Source organism: Acinetobacter sp. YH01003, from assembly GCF_013420525.1.
GTDB classification, from domain to species: Bacteria; Pseudomonadota; Gammaproteobacteria; order Pseudomonadales; family Moraxellaceae; genus Acinetobacter; species Acinetobacter towneri.
Window position 1 is genome coordinate 15241 of sequence record NZ_VOXY01000016.1, and the last position, 17870, is coordinate 33110.

At 42.0% G+C, this 17870-nt stretch carries 18 protein-coding genes; 16 read left to right on the forward strand and 2 right to left on the reverse strand.

The window, feature by feature from the left end:
• Positions 1-15 precede the first annotated feature (15 nt).
• On the forward strand, positions 16-1926 hold the full coding sequence (locus FTT70_RS11455; protein ID WP_131261918.1) for a flagellar protein FilF: 1911 nt from the start codon (positions 16-18) through the stop codon (positions 1924-1926).
• A 101-nt stretch (positions 1927-2027) separates the two neighbouring features.
• On the opposite strand, the gene FTT70_RS11460 is transcribed toward FTT70_RS11455, so the two are convergent.
• Complete coding sequence (locus FTT70_RS11460) at positions 2028-2576, reverse strand: NUDIX hydrolase (protein ID WP_026438436.1); 549 nt, start codon at positions 2574-2576, stop codon at positions 2028-2030.
• Between the two features lie 123 nt (positions 2577-2699).
• Between FTT70_RS11460 and FTT70_RS11465 the strand changes: the two genes are divergently transcribed.
• The 9 genes from FTT70_RS11465 to FTT70_RS11505 all read left to right on the forward strand — a co-directional run bounded on the left by FTT70_RS11465 (position 2700) and on the right by FTT70_RS11505 (position 11068).
• On the forward strand, positions 2700-3296 hold the full coding sequence (locus FTT70_RS11465; protein WP_004975226.1) for a CoA pyrophosphatase: 597 nt from the start codon (positions 2700-2702) through the stop codon (positions 3294-3296).
• A 31-nt stretch (positions 3297-3327) separates the two neighbouring features.
• Positions 3328-3858 carry a gamma carbonic anhydrase family protein gene (locus FTT70_RS11470; protein WP_131261917.1) on the forward strand — a complete coding sequence of 177 codons (531 nt, stop codon included), beginning with the start codon at positions 3328-3330 and terminating at the stop codon, positions 3856-3858.
• 160 nt (positions 3859-4018) lie between these two features.
• Entirely contained in the window at positions 4019-4684 is a 666-nt protein-coding gene (tsaB, locus tag FTT70_RS11475) for a tRNA (adenosine(37)-N6)-threonylcarbamoyltransferase complex dimerization subunit type 1 TsaB (protein ID WP_180168635.1), read from the forward strand.
• Between the two features lie 12 nt (positions 4685-4696).
• Positions 4697-5521, forward strand: coding sequence for an undecaprenyl-diphosphate phosphatase (locus FTT70_RS11480; RefSeq protein ID WP_180168636.1), 825 nt, complete (start codon positions 4697-4699; stop codon positions 5519-5521).
• Entirely contained in the window at positions 5515-6336 is an 822-nt protein-coding gene (locus FTT70_RS11485) for a class I SAM-dependent methyltransferase (protein ID WP_180168637.1), read from the forward strand. Before FTT70_RS11480 ends, FTT70_RS11485 begins: the two co-directional genes overlap by 7 nt.
• A 146-nt stretch (positions 6337-6482) precedes the next feature.
• Positions 6483-7892 (forward strand): C13 family peptidase, encoded by a 1410-nt coding sequence (locus FTT70_RS11490; RefSeq protein ID WP_104852429.1) that lies wholly within the window; start codon positions 6483-6485, stop codon positions 7890-7892.
• An 18-nt stretch (positions 7893-7910) separates the two neighbouring features.
• Positions 7911-8750, forward strand: coding sequence for an S-formylglutathione hydrolase (gene fghA, locus FTT70_RS11495; protein ID WP_154320404.1), 840 nt, complete (start codon positions 7911-7913; stop codon positions 8748-8750).
• 168 nt (positions 8751-8918) lie between these two features.
• Positions 8919-10022 carry a YjgN family protein gene (locus FTT70_RS11500; protein WP_131261911.1) on the forward strand — a complete coding sequence of 368 codons (1104 nt, stop codon included), beginning with the start codon at positions 8919-8921 and terminating at the stop codon, positions 10020-10022.
• A gap of 14 nt (positions 10023-10036) precedes the next feature.
• The gene (locus tag FTT70_RS11505) at positions 10037-11068 is read left to right on the forward strand and encodes a M48 family metallopeptidase (protein WP_180168638.1); all 1032 of its coding nucleotides are present in this window, start codon (positions 10037-10039) and stop codon (positions 11066-11068) included.
• A 10-nt stretch (positions 11069-11078) separates the two neighbouring features.
• Here the strand turns inward: FTT70_RS11505 and FTT70_RS11510 are convergent, their stop codons facing one another.
• The gene (locus FTT70_RS11510) at positions 11079-11360 is read right to left on the reverse strand and encodes a DUF2218 domain-containing protein (RefSeq protein ID WP_026438437.1); all 282 of its coding nucleotides are present in this window, start codon (positions 11358-11360) and stop codon (positions 11079-11081) included.
• Positions 11361-11589: 229 nt separating this feature from the next.
• Here FTT70_RS11510 and rpe point away from each other — a divergent pair, with 229 nt between their 5' ends.
• The 6 genes from rpe (at position 11590) to sugE (ending at position 17849) form a co-directional block, all read left to right on the forward strand.
• The gene (gene rpe / locus FTT70_RS11515) at positions 11590-12276 is read left to right on the forward strand and encodes a ribulose-phosphate 3-epimerase (RefSeq protein WP_178867928.1); all 687 of its coding nucleotides are present in this window, start codon (positions 11590-11592) and stop codon (positions 12274-12276) included.
• Between the two features lie 426 nt (positions 12277-12702).
• Entirely contained in the window at positions 12703-13224 is a 522-nt protein-coding gene (locus tag FTT70_RS11520) for a hypothetical protein (RefSeq protein WP_004975247.1), read from the forward strand.
• A gap of 45 nt (positions 13225-13269) precedes the next feature.
• On the forward strand, positions 13270-15315 hold the full coding sequence (locus tag FTT70_RS11525; protein ID WP_004975248.1) for a multicopper oxidase domain-containing protein: 2046 nt from the start codon (positions 13270-13272) through the stop codon (positions 15313-15315).
• Positions 15302-16201 (forward strand): copper resistance protein B, encoded by a 900-nt coding sequence (locus FTT70_RS11530; protein WP_180168639.1) that lies wholly within the window; start codon positions 15302-15304, stop codon positions 16199-16201. Before FTT70_RS11525 ends, FTT70_RS11530 begins: the two co-directional genes overlap by 14 nt.
• Before the next feature lie 122 nt (positions 16202-16323).
• Positions 16324-17385 carry a cation transporter gene (locus FTT70_RS11535; protein WP_004975253.1) on the forward strand — a complete coding sequence of 354 codons (1062 nt, stop codon included), beginning with the start codon at positions 16324-16326 and terminating at the stop codon, positions 17383-17385.
• 146 nt (positions 17386-17531) lie between these two features.
• Entirely contained in the window at positions 17532-17849 is a 318-nt protein-coding gene (gene sugE, locus FTT70_RS11540; RefSeq protein WP_004975255.1) for a quaternary ammonium compound efflux SMR transporter SugE, read from the forward strand.
• Positions 17850-17870 lie beyond the last annotated feature (21 nt).

Below are 17870 nucleotides of genomic sequence, written 5' to 3' on the forward strand. Positions count from 1 at the left end.
ATAAGAGAATTCAGGATGAAAACAAGACATATTTTACCTTTTGCAACGACAGCATTGATGGCGGCATTGAGTGGCTGTGGTGGAGAAAGTGCCAATATTAATCCAGAGCCTAATGCTGTGGCGTATATCAACGGGAGTTGTGCCAGTACAGCAAAAAACTGCGTGGAATTTGCATTGGATTATCCTGTGGATGGTTTGAATTTTACCTGTAGCAGTGATACCAGTAAAACCTACATCACCATGATTGAGCCGAAAAGTAATGCGGCAACAGGTAAATGTAGTGAAGGAGATAAAGTCCACTTCTTTATTCAGGAAAAGACCAATCAATATATTGATTTAGGGACAGTATCATTGTCTGATATTGGAATGGTCAGTACTGCAGGTGCGGGTTATCCACGTTTAAGTGTGTTAGATATGGCACGTGGATTAACAGGACGCCAAGCAACGAGTTTAAGTAGTAGTGACGAAACGATACAGGTCGCGACTGCAATTGTACGCTTGCTACAAGCACTTTCTGTTGAAGGTGGAGGAACCATTGCAGGTGATATTCAGCCTTTAACGATTACGACACTCAAAAAAGAACAATTGGCAAATATTGCTGAGTCCGTTGAGGTTGGTGACTATCGTTCAGGGGCTTATGCCAGTATTTTACGCCCGTGGGTAGATGTGTCACAGGTATCTCAAGATGATGCTTATCAAGCATTAAACACCTTGGTTTACATGAATAACTCGGCATCTTATCAAGCTAACTATCCAATTTTAGCCAAAGAAGATTCACAATTACCACAAGGTTTATATGGCTGTAATTTGGCAGACTGTAAATCTACGGTCGCAGATTTGAAACACCTCATTGGGCAATATCAACTAATCACAGACCGTTCTGGATATACCTTCGGTTATGGTATGCAATGGAAAGGTGCGGTGTCTGCAAACACGACCAACCCAATTTTAACGGTGAGTGGTGAATTGATTCGTAAAGTACGTCCTGAGCGTATGGTAGCAGCAGCACAAACCACATGGGTCAACCCATTGAATAAACGCATTCAGGGGCCATTCCGTTTTAGTGTGAATGACAATGCGGCTGATGATTTTAAAATTACCCAAGGTAAGGTGTTTAATGATTATTTAATTGCAGGCACGGAAGGTTTTTATAAATTATTGACCAAATCTACAACAGCGAATCCTGCAGATTATGGTCAATGGCAACAAACCATAGGTACCGATCAGTTCAAAGGTTCTTTTGATGCCTATAAATTCTTTTCTGTGAACTTTTTGGATAATCGCGTTTTTAAAACCCAGAAAAATGTACCTTTAGGCAGTCGCTATATTTTCCCAATTTATGCAACCTTGACCTTTAATTTTGATGGCGGAACGACTACAGATAGCATCAAATTAGGTGTTGTTTTAGATGAGGATGGCAATATTCGTACAGATATAGCACCAAATGCCACAGAAACCGATATGTCTGGTCAGTGTGCAGCAATTCGTCAGTCTGGTGCTGAATATGTTGATACAAATGGTGTGCAGCAATACCGTATAGGTGTGTTAGGTGCAACCGATATCGACAATAAAGCAGTCACTTTACGTATGATTTTAGCCAATCCAAAATTTCATAAACTTGATGGCGCAGTCATTGGTTTGAATACCAAAATTGAAGCGGTTGAAGGTGGAAATGGTCAAGTGGTGGGCGGTGCACGTGCCAATATTGGCAATTTAGTTGCAGCCAACTCTACACGTATTACATTGTCTGATTTCAATGGCTCAACAGTGAAGTGGAGCAATATTTATCATGCGCAACTTGCAACTTACGTGGCTCAAAACCCTGCTTTAGCAACTGATGCAGATAAAGCTTTGGTGAAAGCCCAAGGTGGAGCTGTAAGTCTAGATGTTGCTGAGTGTTATAACCCAAATAAAGTGCGTATTTAGCATTAATTTTAGGTGACATAGTGATGAAAATAGCCCACTTTAGAGTGGGCTATTTATTATTCGAATTTTAGCTTGATTCAAATGAACATCATGTGGGGTTTTTAACCCGTATGATCTGTACGTGAACCTAAGGTTTCTAAGTGGGTCGTAAAATGATTGTTTTTTCGATCTGCAAAGTAGTGTTGTAAAGTACGTTCTACACTTGGGAAAGCCAATTCAGACCACGGAATTTCATCTTCACTAAACAAGCGTGATTCGATGGTTTCTTCACCTGCACCAAATTGACCATTCAACAATTGAGCTTTGAACAGCACATAAATTTGCCCAATCCGTGGAATGTTATACATGCAATAAAGTTGTTCGATTTCAATTTCCGCTTCGGCTTCTTCGCGGGTTTCACGGGCAGAACCTTGCTCCATGGTTTCAAACATTTCCATATAGCCTGCGGGTAAAGTCCACAAACCATAGCGTGGTTCAATTGCACGACGACACAACAATACTTTATTTTCCCAAACGACCAATGCACCACAAATGACTTTTGGATTGACATAGTGAATATTGCCACATGCGCTACACACTTGACGTAATTGCTGATCGCCAAGCGGAATTTTCGTTGTTGTTTTTTGTCCACAATTTCCACAAAAGTTCATAGTGATCGTCATTGTTGAAGGGAGTTCTCAGAATAACTGAAAATTTCAACTTTGGCATCCTCTCTATCTATTGCCCACCTATTTCAGCTATGATGAAAACTTAGACAAGGAGAATTATAAGGCATGATTGATCATTCGCTCACGCATCTATTACAGCAACGTTTGCGCTTTTCTAAAACGTTCATGGAAGCGCATGCAGCGGTATTGATTGCCATTACCGACGAGTCTGATCCAAAGGTATTGCTAACCCGCCGTTCTACCTTACTCAATAATCACGCGGGTGAGGTGTCTTTCCCTGGTGGCAAACGCGATCCGCAAGATACCAGTAATATTGTGGTGGCATTGCGTGAAGCGCAGGAAGAAACCGCATTAAATCCATTTGAAGTGCAGTTGATTGGTGACTTGCCAATGCAAAAAGCCCGTAATGGAATGTTGGTTAAGCCTGTGGTGGGGCTGATTCCTCCAAAAGTAGAATTAATTCCACAACCTTCAGAAATTGATCGGATCTTTTTTGCCTCTTTGCAGCATTTAATGGAAGCGCCACCAACGCCGTATGAAGTGAGCTTTGCACAACAAAAATTATATTTTCCGAGTATGCAGGTTGAAGATGAAGTGGTTTGGGGCTTAACAGCGCGGATGTTGGTGTCTTTATTTGAATATGGTTTGGATTATCGTAAAGAATGGCCGTTTTTGTTAAATTCACCAACATTTAAGAAATAGAAAAATTTTGATGTGAAGATAGGAAGGAACCATGTTGTATAAATTTAAAGGATATGCCCCGAAAGCAATGCAGCAACCGTGGGATGGTTGGGTGGCGGATAATGCCACGGTCATTGGTCAGGTTGAGTTGGGACAGAAAGTTAGTATTTGGTTTGGGGCTGTGGTACGTGCCGATAACAGTAAAATCAAATTGGGTAATTTTAGTAATGTTCAGGAAAATGCTGTTTTGCACACCGATGCAGGTATTGAAATGCAGATTGGTGATTATGTGACTATTGGACATCTGGCGATGTTACATGGTTGTACCGTGGGCGATAACACCCTGATTGGTATTAATGCAGTGGTGCTGAATCATGCGGTGATTGGTAAAAACTGTATTATTGGTGCCAATGCTTTAATTCCTGAAGGGAAAGTGATTCCCGATAATTCTGTGGTGATGGGTTCTCCCGGTAAAGTGGTTAAGACTTTGGATGAGTCTGCAGAAGCACGTTTAAAAATGAGTGCGCTGCACTATGCTGAACATTTTCAGCATTTTGTAAACCTAGAGCCTGCAACACTCTAAAATAGAATTTGCATCGTTTAGTCAAACGCATTTTTTAGCTGTAATTACATAGAATTTTATACTCAGGAATTGCAATCTAAGGCATGTAAATCCTCGCGTGAATTTCAGGAGTGGAGTATCATAACGCCAATTTTTGATATTTACTCCTTGAAGGTTGTGCATGAAATTGCTGGCATTGGAAACTGCCAATGAGCAGTGTTCCGTTTCGATTGTAGATGAAACACAGGAACTCTTTTTTCAATTAGATGCGCGAGCAAAAGCACAAACGCAAACCATCTTACCGATGATTGAGCAAGGCTTTGCTGAAACTCAAATTAGTACGGCTGATCTGACTGCAATTGCCTTTAGCCGTGGCCCGGGTTCTTTTAGCGGTGTGCGAATTAATGCGGCAGTCACGCAAGCTTTGGCGTGGGCGCATGATGTGCCTGTAATTCCTGTATCGACTTTGCAGGCATTGGCGCAGGCGGCTTATCGTCTTGAAGGATTAACTGCAGTTACCGCTGTGTTGGATGCACGCATGAATGAAGTGTATATCGCCAGTTATGAGCTAGATGCACAAGGAATTATGCAGGCGGTTGATCAGGAACAATTATTGAATTATAGCGATGCTGCACAGGCGGTACGCTTTCAATTGGTCGGTTCTGGTGCAGGTCTCATTGATCAAGAACAAATACAATACAAAGGCTTAAGTGCAACCGCACAAGATATTGCTACTATTGCACGCGTCTGTGCACAGCAACAGCAATGGGTCAGCGCAGAACAAGCATTGCCTGTCTATTTACGTGACAATGCTTGGAAAAAAATTCCAGAACAAGGCAAGGCATAATTAGGGTTATTTATGGATCTTTTACTGCTGCTCAAAGCGGCAATTATGGGTATTGTAGAAGGGATTACCGAATTTCTACCCATTTCTAGCACAGGACATTTGATTCTCGCTGCAGAGCTGATGGACTTTTGGACCAAAGAAAAAAGTGATGTATTTGTGATTGCCATTCAAATGGGGGCAATTGCAGCGGTCATTTATGAGTACTGGACACGTCTATGGGGCGCAGCTACGGGCATGTTTACAGGCGAAGAAAAAGGTCGTCGCTTGGGCTTTGGTCTGATCATGGCATCTATTCCAATTATTTTGATTGGATTGACCTTTGGGCAGACTGTAAAAGAATTACTCTTTAATGATGTTGCCGTGGCGATAGGTTTGATTATTGGTGGCTTTATCATTATGTGGATTGAAAAACATCCACTGCAAGTACGTGCCCATGAGGTTGAAGACCTAACTTATCGAGATGCTATTTGGATTGGTCTAATTCAGGTATTGTCGCTGATTCCGGGGACTTCGCGTTCAGGTGCAACCATCATTGGTGCGATGTTCTTGGGTGTGTCGCGAAAAGCAGCAACTGAGTTTTCCTTCTTTTTGGGGATTCCTGTCATTATTGGCGCAGGCTTGCTCGACTTATATCAAAGCTATGATGTATTCCAAACTACTGAAGATTGGACCGTACTCAGCTTCGGGATCATCGTCTCTTTTGTTTCCGCACTTTTGCTGATCCGTGCATTGGTGGCTTATGTGGCGAAACGTGATTTTATGATTTTTGCTTGGTATCGTATTGCTTCAGGTTTAATCATTTTATTGTTCGCATTCACAGGCTGGAAACTATGGTAAGCGAACTTCGCTTATATACCGAAGCCGAGTGGCTCACTCAAGCACAGCATTATTCTGCTGTGCTTTTGTCTAGAGGCGTGCAAACGTGCATTGAAACAGTAGAAAAACTCAATGCGCGTTTTTTGCGTTTGAACCCTGAGTTGGCATTGTGTGTAGATGCTGAAGGGCTGTGGTTGTGTGCCAATGGTATGAAAATGCAACCCGATTGGAAAGCTGAAGTTGGGCGATTGAAACGTGCCTCTTTAAAATCGGAAATGATTGCTCGTGCCTGTAATTTGTCGGAAAAACCAAGCCTAATTGATGCTACGGCAGGATTAGGACACGACAGCTTACTCATGGCACACTTGGGTGCTCAGGTCACGTTGTTGGAGCGTCATCCTATTCTTTTTACTTTGTTGGAGGATGCTAAACGCCAAGCCGCAGATGATCCTTTTTTAGCAAGTGTTGTTGCCCGTATCCAGTTGGTTTTTACAGATTCAGCAGATTATTTACGTGACTGTATAGCGCAGAGTAAAGTGGTTGATGTGGTGTATTTAGATCCGATGTTTCCGCAGCGAGATCAACATCAACAGGCGCAGAAAAAGCAGGCTCAAGTCAAAAAACAAATGCAGTTATTACATTTGTTGTTACCTGAAGATGGTGAAATGGATTTGGGTGATCATTTATTAAGCTTAGCACAGCAAATTGCCAAACGTGTTGTGGTGAAGCGTCCACGTTTGGCGGTGTTTTTGGCGGGGCAGGAAACTACACATCAATGGCAGGGCGATGCTTGCCGATTTGATGCTTATTTCCAAGCAAATTTGAACAATGGGTAGATTTCTACCACTAAAGCAGTGGCAAGGCGTTCAATGCTTCTATAATGCGCAAAGATTTGTTATATAGTTAAAATTGACAATTGATAATTACGACGACAAGCATAAACTTGGAGTGTGGAAACGCGAGCTGCGATTAACAGAATCCTATGATTGACTTCAAACCCTCCATTAATTTTTGGCACGATTTTAAAAGCAACCAAGCCGCAGGCGTTTGGTTATTTTTGGGTTCGCGACGCTCTTTGCAAATTATTCGTCCTTCTATCTTACAACTGATTTTTTGGGGGATTTTAGGTGGTCTTGCCAATACCTTATTCAGTTGGTTGGTCGCGGGAGAAGTGGGTGAATTTAACCCACAAGGTTTGGTCAGTTATGCCTTGTGGCCCTTTATTGCCTTAATTGTCGGAATTATTCTTTCTCAGCGTGTCAATAACCCGCGTTTATTGTTAGTACCTGCTTTGTTGTGGTTGGTATTAGATACTCACGTTGCATTATTACAAAGCTTGATTCAATACATGGGCATGATGGATGTCTTGCCGTATGTGTTATATGACTATTTGCCTACCATTTTTATGGTGCTATTTGTTTGGCAAAGTTTGGCAGTGGTATGGGTGTTTTCACGTGAATTGCATTGGCCGTGGTGGGAACGTGCGCTGATTGTTTTGGCGACCTTATTCACTTTGGTAGTTTGGCAAATGTCAGTGAAAAGTCAGCCCATTTGGAAAGTAGAAGAAGTTCCACCAAGTCTAAGCGAAGAAGCTTTCTATGCACAAAGTCGTGTACTCAATAAAGCTTTAGACAGTATTCAATATGGGGAATTTGCTCAATCGCATTGGTACTTTTTAGGTGTTGCAGGGGCGAGTTATCAAGACGTATTTATGTCTGAAATTGAGCGCATTCGTGAACAGTTTGATACCCGTTTTGGTACTTTTGGGCGTTCGATGGTGTTAATTAATAACCCAATGACCCGCAATGTAATTCCAATTGCTTCACAAACTAGTATTGAATTAGCGCTGCGCCGTATTGGACAACGCATGAACCGTGAAAGTGATGTGCTGTTTTTATATATGACCTCACACGGTTTAAAAGATCATTTTGAAATTGAAAATGCACCACTTGACTTAAATCAGGTCGATCCGAAATGGTTACGCGATACTTTGGATAAATCGGGTATTCGTTGGCGTGTGATCGTCATTTCGGCCTGTTATTCAGGTAGCTTTGTATCTGCTTTGCAAGATGATAATACCTTAGTGATTACTGCATCGGCAGCAGATCGTGAGTCGTTTGGTTGTTCAAACGAAGCTGATTATACTTATTTTGGTCGTGCCTTTTTTGATCAGGCTATGCGTGAACAAAACTCTTTTGCTAATGCTTTTAATGAAGCCAAAGTGACTGTGGCGAAATGGGAGCAAGCGCAAGGTTTTGAACCTTCAGAGCCACAATGGGCGATGGGTAAAAATATGGAATTGATGTTGCCACAATTAGAGCAGCGTTTGTTTCCTCAAAAAAGTGTTGCAACATCGGCTGAAATTCAATTGAGTGCGCAATCTGTTCAATAAGCCAAAGAGGAGAGGGTGATGGAGTTAATTCAGAACAACCGCTGTTTTGAGGGTGAGCAACGAATTTATCGTTTTCATTCCAATGCTTTACAGACTGAAACTCAGTTTGGCATTTTTTTACCAGAACAAGCTTTGGCGGGGCAGGCTTGTCCTGCGGTATTTTATTTGGCAGGTTTAACCTGTAACGAAGAAACCTTTGCGATTAAAGCACATGCGCAGCACATGGCAGCGCAATTGGGACTGATTTTGATTAGTCCAGATACTTCACCGCGTGGCGAAGCTGTTGCCAAAGGCGACCATTGGGATATTGGACAGGGGGCAGGTTTCTATATCAATGCGACACAAGCACCGTGGGCGGCACATTATCAAATGGAAACTTTTGTCACCGATGAGCTTTATCAATTGGTGCTGCAACAGTTCCCAATTCAGGCACAGCACGTTGGCATCATGGGGCACAGTATGGGCGGTCATGGTGCATTGACCCTCGCGTTTAAATATCCTGAAAAATTTAAATCCGTGTCTGCTTTTGCTCCGATTTGTGCGCCAAGCCAATGCCCGTGGGGTGAAAAAGCATTTTCTAATTATTTAGGTACAGATCAGCAAGTATGGTTACAGCACGATGCGACTGCTTTGGTGCAGGTCAAAGGTGCATTGTTCAGTGAAATTTTGATTGATCAGGGATTGAAAGATCAATTTTATAGTCAGCTCAATCCTGCATTATTTCAGCAAGCTTGCGATGCGGTTGGGCAAAAATTGAGTTTGCGGGAACATGCAGGCTATGATCATGGCTATTATTTCATTCAAAGCTTTATAGATCAGCATTTGCAATTCCATGCGGTACAATTGCAAGCGGACTAAGCCAAGTACTCAATTTTACGCATTGATTTTTAAACTTTTCTAGGCAAGTTGTTCACTTTTTATTAGAATGGTGAACACTTGCTTTTTTACCATTTGGAAAGATTGCTCATTTGGGTTTGAGTGTCTGGGTAAAATAACGACCGCACAATAAAATAAATAAGGCATCACATGCACAATTCAGAATGGGATTCACCACAACAAGCAATGCCATCTTCCCCCTTTTTTGCAGCGGAGCCTACGACGCCACCCGCACGGAATCCATTACTTGGACGGATTCATCATTTTCAGTTTCATGGTAGTGCCTCAGAGTATTTTGGTATTTGGATTGTCAATATTTTGTTGATGATCGTGACCTTTGGGCTGTATGCACCGTGGGCAAAAGTACGTCGTTTGCGCTATTTTTATGGCAATACCGAATTAATCAAACGTCGTTTTGATTTTACAGGCATCCCACATAAAATTTTATTGGGACGTTTAATTGCCATTGGAATTTATGTTGCGATCTCGGTGGTTTCCAATTATTCAGTCAAAGCCATGGTTATTGGCGTGGTGGCTTTATATTTGGCTGTGCCGTGGTTGATTCGAGCGACCATCCGTTTCAAGGCGCGAAATAGTAAATTTGGCAATGCGCGTTTTTATTTTTCAGGCAGTAACAAAGAAGCCTATTGGGTATTTCTAAAATGTATCGTAATTAATTTGTTTACTTTGGGCTTATTTTTTCCTGTGTTAGTGTGGATGTATAAGCGTTATTGCCTAGACCATTTATATGCAGGACAGCTTAAATTTAAACTAAAAGCAGACTGGCCAGCATATATGCGCGCAATGTATATGCCTATTTTTTTGTTCTTTGGCATTTTGCTTGCTGTCGGGATAATGTTGACTTTGGCAGGACAGTTGAGTCGTAATCCTGCGCAGTTGGTTTGGTTATTTTTAGCGGTTTATCTGTTGGGGATATTTTTAATTTGGCCACTAATGTCGGCGCGAATTTTTATCACCACATGGAACAATACCAGTATCAGTCGTAGTGAATTTCAGACCGATTGCGGACAGTGGCACTATACTTGGATTGTGGTGACCAATTGGATTGTGAAAGTTCTGAGTTTGGGTTTAATGACCCCATGGGCAGCCATTCGTTTATATCGCTATCAGGTTGAGTCTTTAAGTCTACATTTAAAAAATGATCCAGATTTGATGATCAATAAACTGCAAGCTGAACATAGCGCACTTGCAGAAGAACTCAGTGATATTTTTGATATTGATGTATCGCTGTAAGCTAGGAGAAGAAGATGGCAGCACAGATCGTGGATGTGGTATTTTATGATGGTGTAGTGTCTAAACCATGGGCTGCCAAAATCTCTCCTATAGATGCTCAGTCGGTACTTATTCGTTATGGTGAAAATTTACAGCAACAACGACACTATCATTATCAAGACATGATGTTGGTGGGCGCACTAGGTAAAATTCAACCTGTCATTGAACTTAAAGACGATGCACGTATTGAATTTTCCGAAGCCTTGCCTGAATGGTTTCAACTGCGAAATAAACAGGTGCAGCATTCTATTTGGAAATTGGAACGTACGCCAAGCCTAATTGTATTTAGTCTGGTTTTTGTGTTGTTGATGGTATTTGCCACAGTGCAATGGGGCATCCCAAGTGCATCCAAATACGTTGCCTTTCAATTGCCTGCGAACACCTTAAATCAAATTGGTGATGAAGCAGAGCGTTATATCTTAGACATGACAGCGCCAAGCCAACTGCCCGCAGCGCGTCAGCAGAAAATTCTAACAGATTATCGACAGCTTATTGCAGGAGATACACCTGCCAAAGTGCTGTTTCGACAAGGTGATCGCTTAGGCGCGAATGCTCTGGCAATTCCGAATAACACCATTATTTTGACCGATGAATTGGTGGAATTGGCGGAGAATGATCAGGAAATCATTGGCGTGTTGGCACATGAACAAGGGCATTTGGTAGAACGACACAGCTTGCAACAGGCTTTATCGAGCTTAGGGTTTAGTATTATTTTGCTCGCGATTACAGGAGATGGTACAGATTTAGTTTCGACCTTGCCTGTGGCGCTCGTGGGGGCAAATTATTCACGTAATTTTGAATCTGAAGCAGATTATTATGCTTTAAATACGATGCATGCTCAGGGCATTCCAACCATTCATTTTGCCCATTTTCTGGAGCGTTTGGCAGAAGATGCAGGTGAAGACACCGCCAAAAGCCCTTTGGATTTTTTACAAAGCCATCCTGCAACACAAAAACGTATTCAAGCGGTTAAGGATTTTGAACAAACGCAGCGTTTAGCGCCTTAACATGAAACAGTTAGTACCGTTGCCAAACCGCGCTCAATTCTGTTTGTCCCATACGACTTAAATGATCAAGCACGACTTGTTCGAGGTAACTTAAATCTGTTTCAGTATTTTTTACCTGAATTTCAACTACAAGCTCATGTGTTTGGGGTATAAGTAGAATTGTGGCACTTGGCATCATAATTTGGTATTGGGTTGCGCTTTCTGCAACGTCAAATTTATGTTTCCAGTGGTTGAGTAGACGCTTGGCAATACGGCTTGCTTGCGTTGTTTGAATATGGGCAGAACTGTTCATCATCTGTTGAAACCAGCATTTTGTTCAAATGAGTAAAGACCTTTACTATAACAAAGCCAGACTGAAAGAACAGTGGAGTGCTGCAACAGAGCGTTGCGGAGATAGAATTATCAAATTGGCTGATCGACCTGAATCATCGAACTGAATGATCCAATCGTAACAGAATCCACCACACCAAGCAGTCTTTGCTATAATGCGCCACAATCCCAATATTTAGCTAGGTTCTCCCATGTCCAAGCCTTATTTAATTGCGCCGTCTATCTTATCTGCAGATTTTGCTCGTCTAGGCGAAGAAGTGGAAAATGTACTTCAGGCGGGTGCCGATGTGGTGCATTTTGATGTGATGGATAATCACTATGTACCGAATTTAACCTTCGGTGCAGGTGTATGTAAGGCATTGAAAAACTATGGCATTACTGCACCAATTGATGTGCATTTAATGGTGAAACCTGTAGACCGCATGATTGGTGATTTTCTGGAAGCGGGCGCAGATATTATCACGTTCCATCCTGAAGCTTCAGAGCATATTGATCGTTCATTGCAACTGATTAAATCGGGCGGGGCAAAAGCGGGTTTGGTATTTAACCCTGCTACACCGCTGCATTATTTAGATTATGTACTTGATAAAGTTGATCAGATTTTACTCATGAGTGTGAACCCAGGTTTTGGTGGGCAAAAATTCATTCCAATGACTTTAGAGAAATTACGTCAGGCACGTCAAATCATTGATGCTTCAGGTCGTGATATCCGTTTAGAAGTCGATGGTGGTGTGGGACCTGCCAATATTCGTAAAATTGCAGAAGCGGGCGCAGATATGTTTGTTGCAGGCTCAGCAATTTTTGGCAAGCCAGACTATAAAACGGTGATTGATGAAATGCGTGCTGAATTGGCAAAAGTTGGCGCAGTCGAAGTATAAATTTCTACAATCACAAGTGCTTATGCTGTGGATAACTTTGTAGATAACCGTATGGATATCTATGTTGATAACACTATGGATAAGCCGATTAATTTATAAACATTTGTACATCAATTGTTTATGACTTATACAAAATAAGTATAAAAAGGATTCAATCGAATCCTTTTTGTTTATTTTAAATACACTGAATTTATTGAGTATTTACTCAGTTAATTATAAAAATAAGTTGCTTAATATATAACTTGATTGTTTTAGTTGGCTTTTAAATCGCACGGATTCACTCTGTTTTTCAATGCAGAAGATATTGTGTATAAGTGGGGCTTGAATTATATTGAGTGCATTGTAGATTGTGGATTGTACTTGGCAAAAATGTTCAATTCTTGTGCAAGTTCAGGTCTGCATCTTTCATACTCAGGAATTTATTTAGTGCTGACTCAACCCTACAAACAAATGTGGTTTGTTGTCCTGATGGCATTTGTCATAGGGTGGAGTGGTATTGTTAGTGCTGCGGTAAAACCTGCACATGATTGGATGATGTCAAATCAGGCAGCAGGGTCTGAGATTCGACATTCTGCAACCGCAGCGAGTGAAATGACATCTTTACCAGATTGTCATACCACAGCTTTACAAACGCATCCTGAAACCAAGCAGCATATATCTGGGCATGATGCCAAGGCCAACCATCATCTCAGTCAGCACACATCCGCAACGGATACCGATTTAAATGCGGCAGATTGTTATGGCTCGGCTGATTTTTCTACTGCAAAGATGAATTGTCAGGACTGTGCGCAGTTGCATTGTCAAAGCTTAAACAGTGTGTTGAATGTGCAAGTCCCTGAACTGATTCAACCTGTAGCACTTTCATCTGTCAATATTCTGTTGCCTGCTTATCAAGCTCAACATTTACTTGGGCATTGGCAGCAAATTTTACGTCCACCCAAAGCTTAATCCTGAATTCAAAACACTTTTACGTTTTATTTTAAGGATTAAGTCATGTCTAAATTTTATCAGCCTGCGCTGTTTTTAACAGTCTGTGCATTGTGTTCGAGTTCTGCATTTGCTGCGGTCAAGGAATATCACCTGACCATTGCAGAACAAACGGTCAATATCACGGGAAAACCTGTTCAACGTATTACAGTCAATGGACAATTTCCCGCGCCTGCACTCGAATTTGAAGAAGGCGATGAGGCGGTAATTCACGTTAATAATCAATTAAAAAATCAGGACTCATCTATTCACTGGCATGGTTTATTGTTGCCCGGTTTGATGGATGGTGTGCCTGGATTTAATGGTTTTCAAGGGATTAAGCCACAAGGACATTTTGTTTATCAATTTAAAGTACGTCAAAGTGGTACCTATTGGTATCACGCACATTCCAAAGGTCAGGAACAAGATGGTCTATACGGCTCTTTGGTGATTCATCCTAAAGCCAAGCCAGCCGTAAACGCACATGAATACACAGATCGTGATTATGTGGTGATGCTGTCAGATTTTCATGAAAAATCTAGCAATCAAATTCAGAAAGATTTAAAAATTTCAGCCGAGTTTTATCAAAATCAGCGTGAAACCTTAGGTGATGTTTGGCGTCAAGTACAGCGTGATGGGCTAAAAGCCACATGGTCAGACCGCAAAATGTGGAATCAGATGCGCATGCTGAAAACCGACCTTTCCGATGTCACAGGCTATACTTTTTTAATGAATGGCAAGACACCTGAACAGAACTGGACAGGTGTATTTAAGCCAAATGAAAAAGTGCGTTTACGTTTTATCAATGCCTCTGCCATGTCGTTTTATGATGTGCGGATTCCAAACTTAAAAATGACAGTGGTCAGTGCCGATGGTCAGCCAGTCAAACCTGTTACTGTGGATGAATTTCGTATCGGCACTGCAGAAACCTACGATGTGATTGTTGAACCTCAAGCAGCGCATTATCAAATTGAAGCGGAATCAATAGACCGCTCAGGTTTTGCTGTGGGTAGCTTGCAGAGTGAACTTCATTCTGCAACATCAAATCTACAGCTCCCTGCAGCGCGCCCGCGTGCTTTACTCACCATGCAAGATATGGGGCATGCTACAGAGCATTCAGGCGATGATCATTCCAAGATGAACCATGCAACGATGTCTGAAATGGATCACTCAAAAATGAATCATGCAGCGATGTCTGAAATGGATCATTCCAAAATGAACCATGCAGCGATGTCGGATATGGATCATTCCAAGATGAACCATGCAGCGATGTCGGAAATGGATCATTCCAAGATGAACCATGCAGCAATGTCGGAGATGGATCATTCCAAGATGAATCATGCAGCGATGTCGGAAATGGATCATTCCAAGATGAACCATGTAGCGATGTCAGAAATGGATCATTCCAAGATGAATCATGCGGTAATGTCGGAAATGGATCATTCCAAGATGAACCATGCAACAATGTCTGAAAATACGCATACACAACATGGCATGCCTTCAACAGAACACAAAAATGCGGTGGTATATGGATGGGCAAATGCTTCTACACCCGCGGGGCATAAAGCCTTGCACTATGAAGATTTGAAATCGCTGCAGCCACAAGCAGATACACGTGAACCAAGCAGTGAATTGGTCGTGCGTTTAGGCGGTACGATGGAGCGTTATATCTGGACAATCAACGGTAAGAAATTTAGTGATGCCACACCACTCAAGGTGAAATATGGTGAGCGTATTCGGATTAAATTTATCAATGACAGCATGATGGCACATCCAATGCATTTACATGGCATGTTTATGCAGTTGGAAAATGGTCAAACGGCAGCAGAAATGCCGAATAAACACACCTTAATTGTGCCGCCAGGTCAAACTGTAACTGCACTGCTTACTGCAGATGAATTAGGTGAATGGGCAATACATTGTCATTTGCTCTATCACATGAGCGCGGGAATGATGAATAAATTGATTGTAGCGCAGGTGAGTGAAAATGAACCGCTTTCAACCACAGCAATTCAAGCCACTCAAACCCCTTCAGCGACAGCGCAAAAAGGAGCAGCACATGCACAACATTAATCTTTTTGCGAAAACAGTTTTAAGTATTTCTGTCTGCTGCATCAGTACAGTTGGGCTAGCAGCGACAGAGGTGCATAGTGCACATGCCAGTTCAGCAGAGATTGCAACAATTGCAGCTCAGGCTGATACTCAATCGCATCAATCGCATCAATCGCATCAATCGCATCAATCGCATCAATCCGATTCGTCCGTGCAAGAGTCGCAGTCACACGATCATCGTAAAGAACATGGTGCGCAGGTGTACGCGGTGAGCACTTTAGATACGCAATGGCAAGTGAATGATCATGCCGAGGGAGTGCTCAAATCTAAATTACAAACTCGTATCGGAACTGATGAAAACAAGTTGTTTGTGAAAATTCATAGCGATAAGCAAGAGTCACAAGCGACTGAATATGATGCCAAGTTGTTATACAGTCGTATGATTTCAGATTTTTGGGATGTGCAAGCAGGTGTGCGTTATCGACACGAAGTGAATCAGCAAGAGCATCAAACAGACCGAGAAGATAAGTTTGACGCTGTGTTTGGCTTACATGGTTTAGCTCCATATTTTTTTGAAACCGATGCTTATTTTTATTTGGGTGAGGATCAATATGCGGCTTTGAGTTTGGAAACCACACGGGATCTGTTATTGACTCAGAAATTGATCGCACAGCCTTATTTAGATGTAGATGTTATTCTGCAGGATGATGCCAAATATGCGAAAAAAACAGGACTCAACCGCGCAGCTGTGGGTGTGGAAATGCGTTATGAAATCAGCAAGAACATCATGCCGTATATCAGTGCAGGTTATGAGTATACGAAAGGTGATCAACACACTGCTTGGCAGTCTGCAACCGATTCCGAGCAGAGCGGCTTATATGCGATAGGCTTGCGTTTCAGGTTTTAATGATTAGGGGTATTTATCAATGATTAAGTCAATGGATCGTTGCTGCTTCTAAATAGAATAGATTGTCCCTAAATACATAGGCTTGGTTTATACTGAGCCTATTGTATTTTTGGGTGTGGCGTATGTCTTCATCAACTCAAGATCCTCAATCGAATCAAGATAAAAACTTAGAAAACCAAAATCTAAACAATACTGGCTGTGGTTGTGATACGCAAAAAAATGTAAACCAGCCTTGTGCAACTGCGCCTACACACTCCAAGTCATGTGGCGATACAGGCTGTGGTTCGTCTTGCGATACAGAAAAAAGCTGTGCTGATCAAAATAGCTGTACATCTGCAACGACTGCCAAGGCAGATAAAGCAACAATTTTGGATTCGGAACTTTTGAGTCCGTGGGTGAGTGCATACCATATTCCTAAAATGGATTGTGGCGCAGAAGAACAAATGGTGCGGATTGCTTTGGCAGATCATAATGATATTGCAGCCTTGTCTTTTGATTCACCTGCACGACTTTTAAAGGTTTATCACAGCAACCAATCTGCCACAGAAATTACCCATAAATTAGAAGCATTGGGTTTGGGTGCTGTGTTGCAACAGACTGAAGCCAATACACAAACTGAACTGCCTGTATCTAACAGCGCTGCACAACAAAAAGTGCTATATGCCTTGCTTGGTATTAATGCCGCTATGTTTTTGGTGGAATTAATTGCAGGTTTAATTGCATCTTCGACTGGGTTAATTGCTGACTCCTTAGATATGTTTGCCGATGCCGCCGTGTATGGTTTGGCTTTATTTGTCGTGGGTCAATCCGCCAAGAAACAGCTCAAAGCTGCACATTTGTCTGGTTGGGTACAACTGGGTTTGGCTGCACTGGTTATCTTTGATGTCCTGCGCCGTTTCTTCTTAGGCAGTGAGCCTGAATCCATGTTGATGATGGTCATTGGTGCTGTGGCATTGCTGGCAAACGTCACCTGTTTATGGCTAATTTCAGGGCATAAAGATGGTGGAACCCACATGCAAGCCAGTTATATTTTTTCCGCCAATGATGTGATTGTGAATTTAGGTGTGATTATCGCGGGCGGTTTGGTGATGCTGACAGGGTCGAATTATCCAGACCTGATTATTGGCTTAGTTGTGGCCATGTTTGTATTGAATGGTGCGCGCAAAATTTTAAGTTTAAAATAGACGGATCATCGCTGCGCGGTGGCTTAAATTGCAACAGGAGGAACGACCTCCCTTGTTTGGGTTTTTAGAAATAGTCAAAGTGACTGAACACTCGACAAGAAAAATCTTCAGGACGGCCTGATTTCATGCTATTGAAGGAGGGCGTTATGGCCTGGATGATGTTGATATTGGCGGGTATTTTTGAAGTGGTTTGGGCATACTCCATGAAGTTGTCTGACGGCTTTAGTAAATTAACGCCCAGTATCGTGACTATCTTTTTTATGATTTTAAGTTTTGCGCTTTTGGCCTATGCCATGCGTACTTTGCCATTAGGCACGGCTTATACGATTTGGACAGGTATAGGCGCAGTCGGTTCATTTTTAGTCGGTATTTTTGTTTTAGGCGAACCTGCCAGTGCTATGCGTATGTTGGCTGCAGTTCTGATTATTTCAGGTTTGGTGCTTATGAAAATTTCATCCAGCTAACTTGGAATGCAGTCTTTTAGT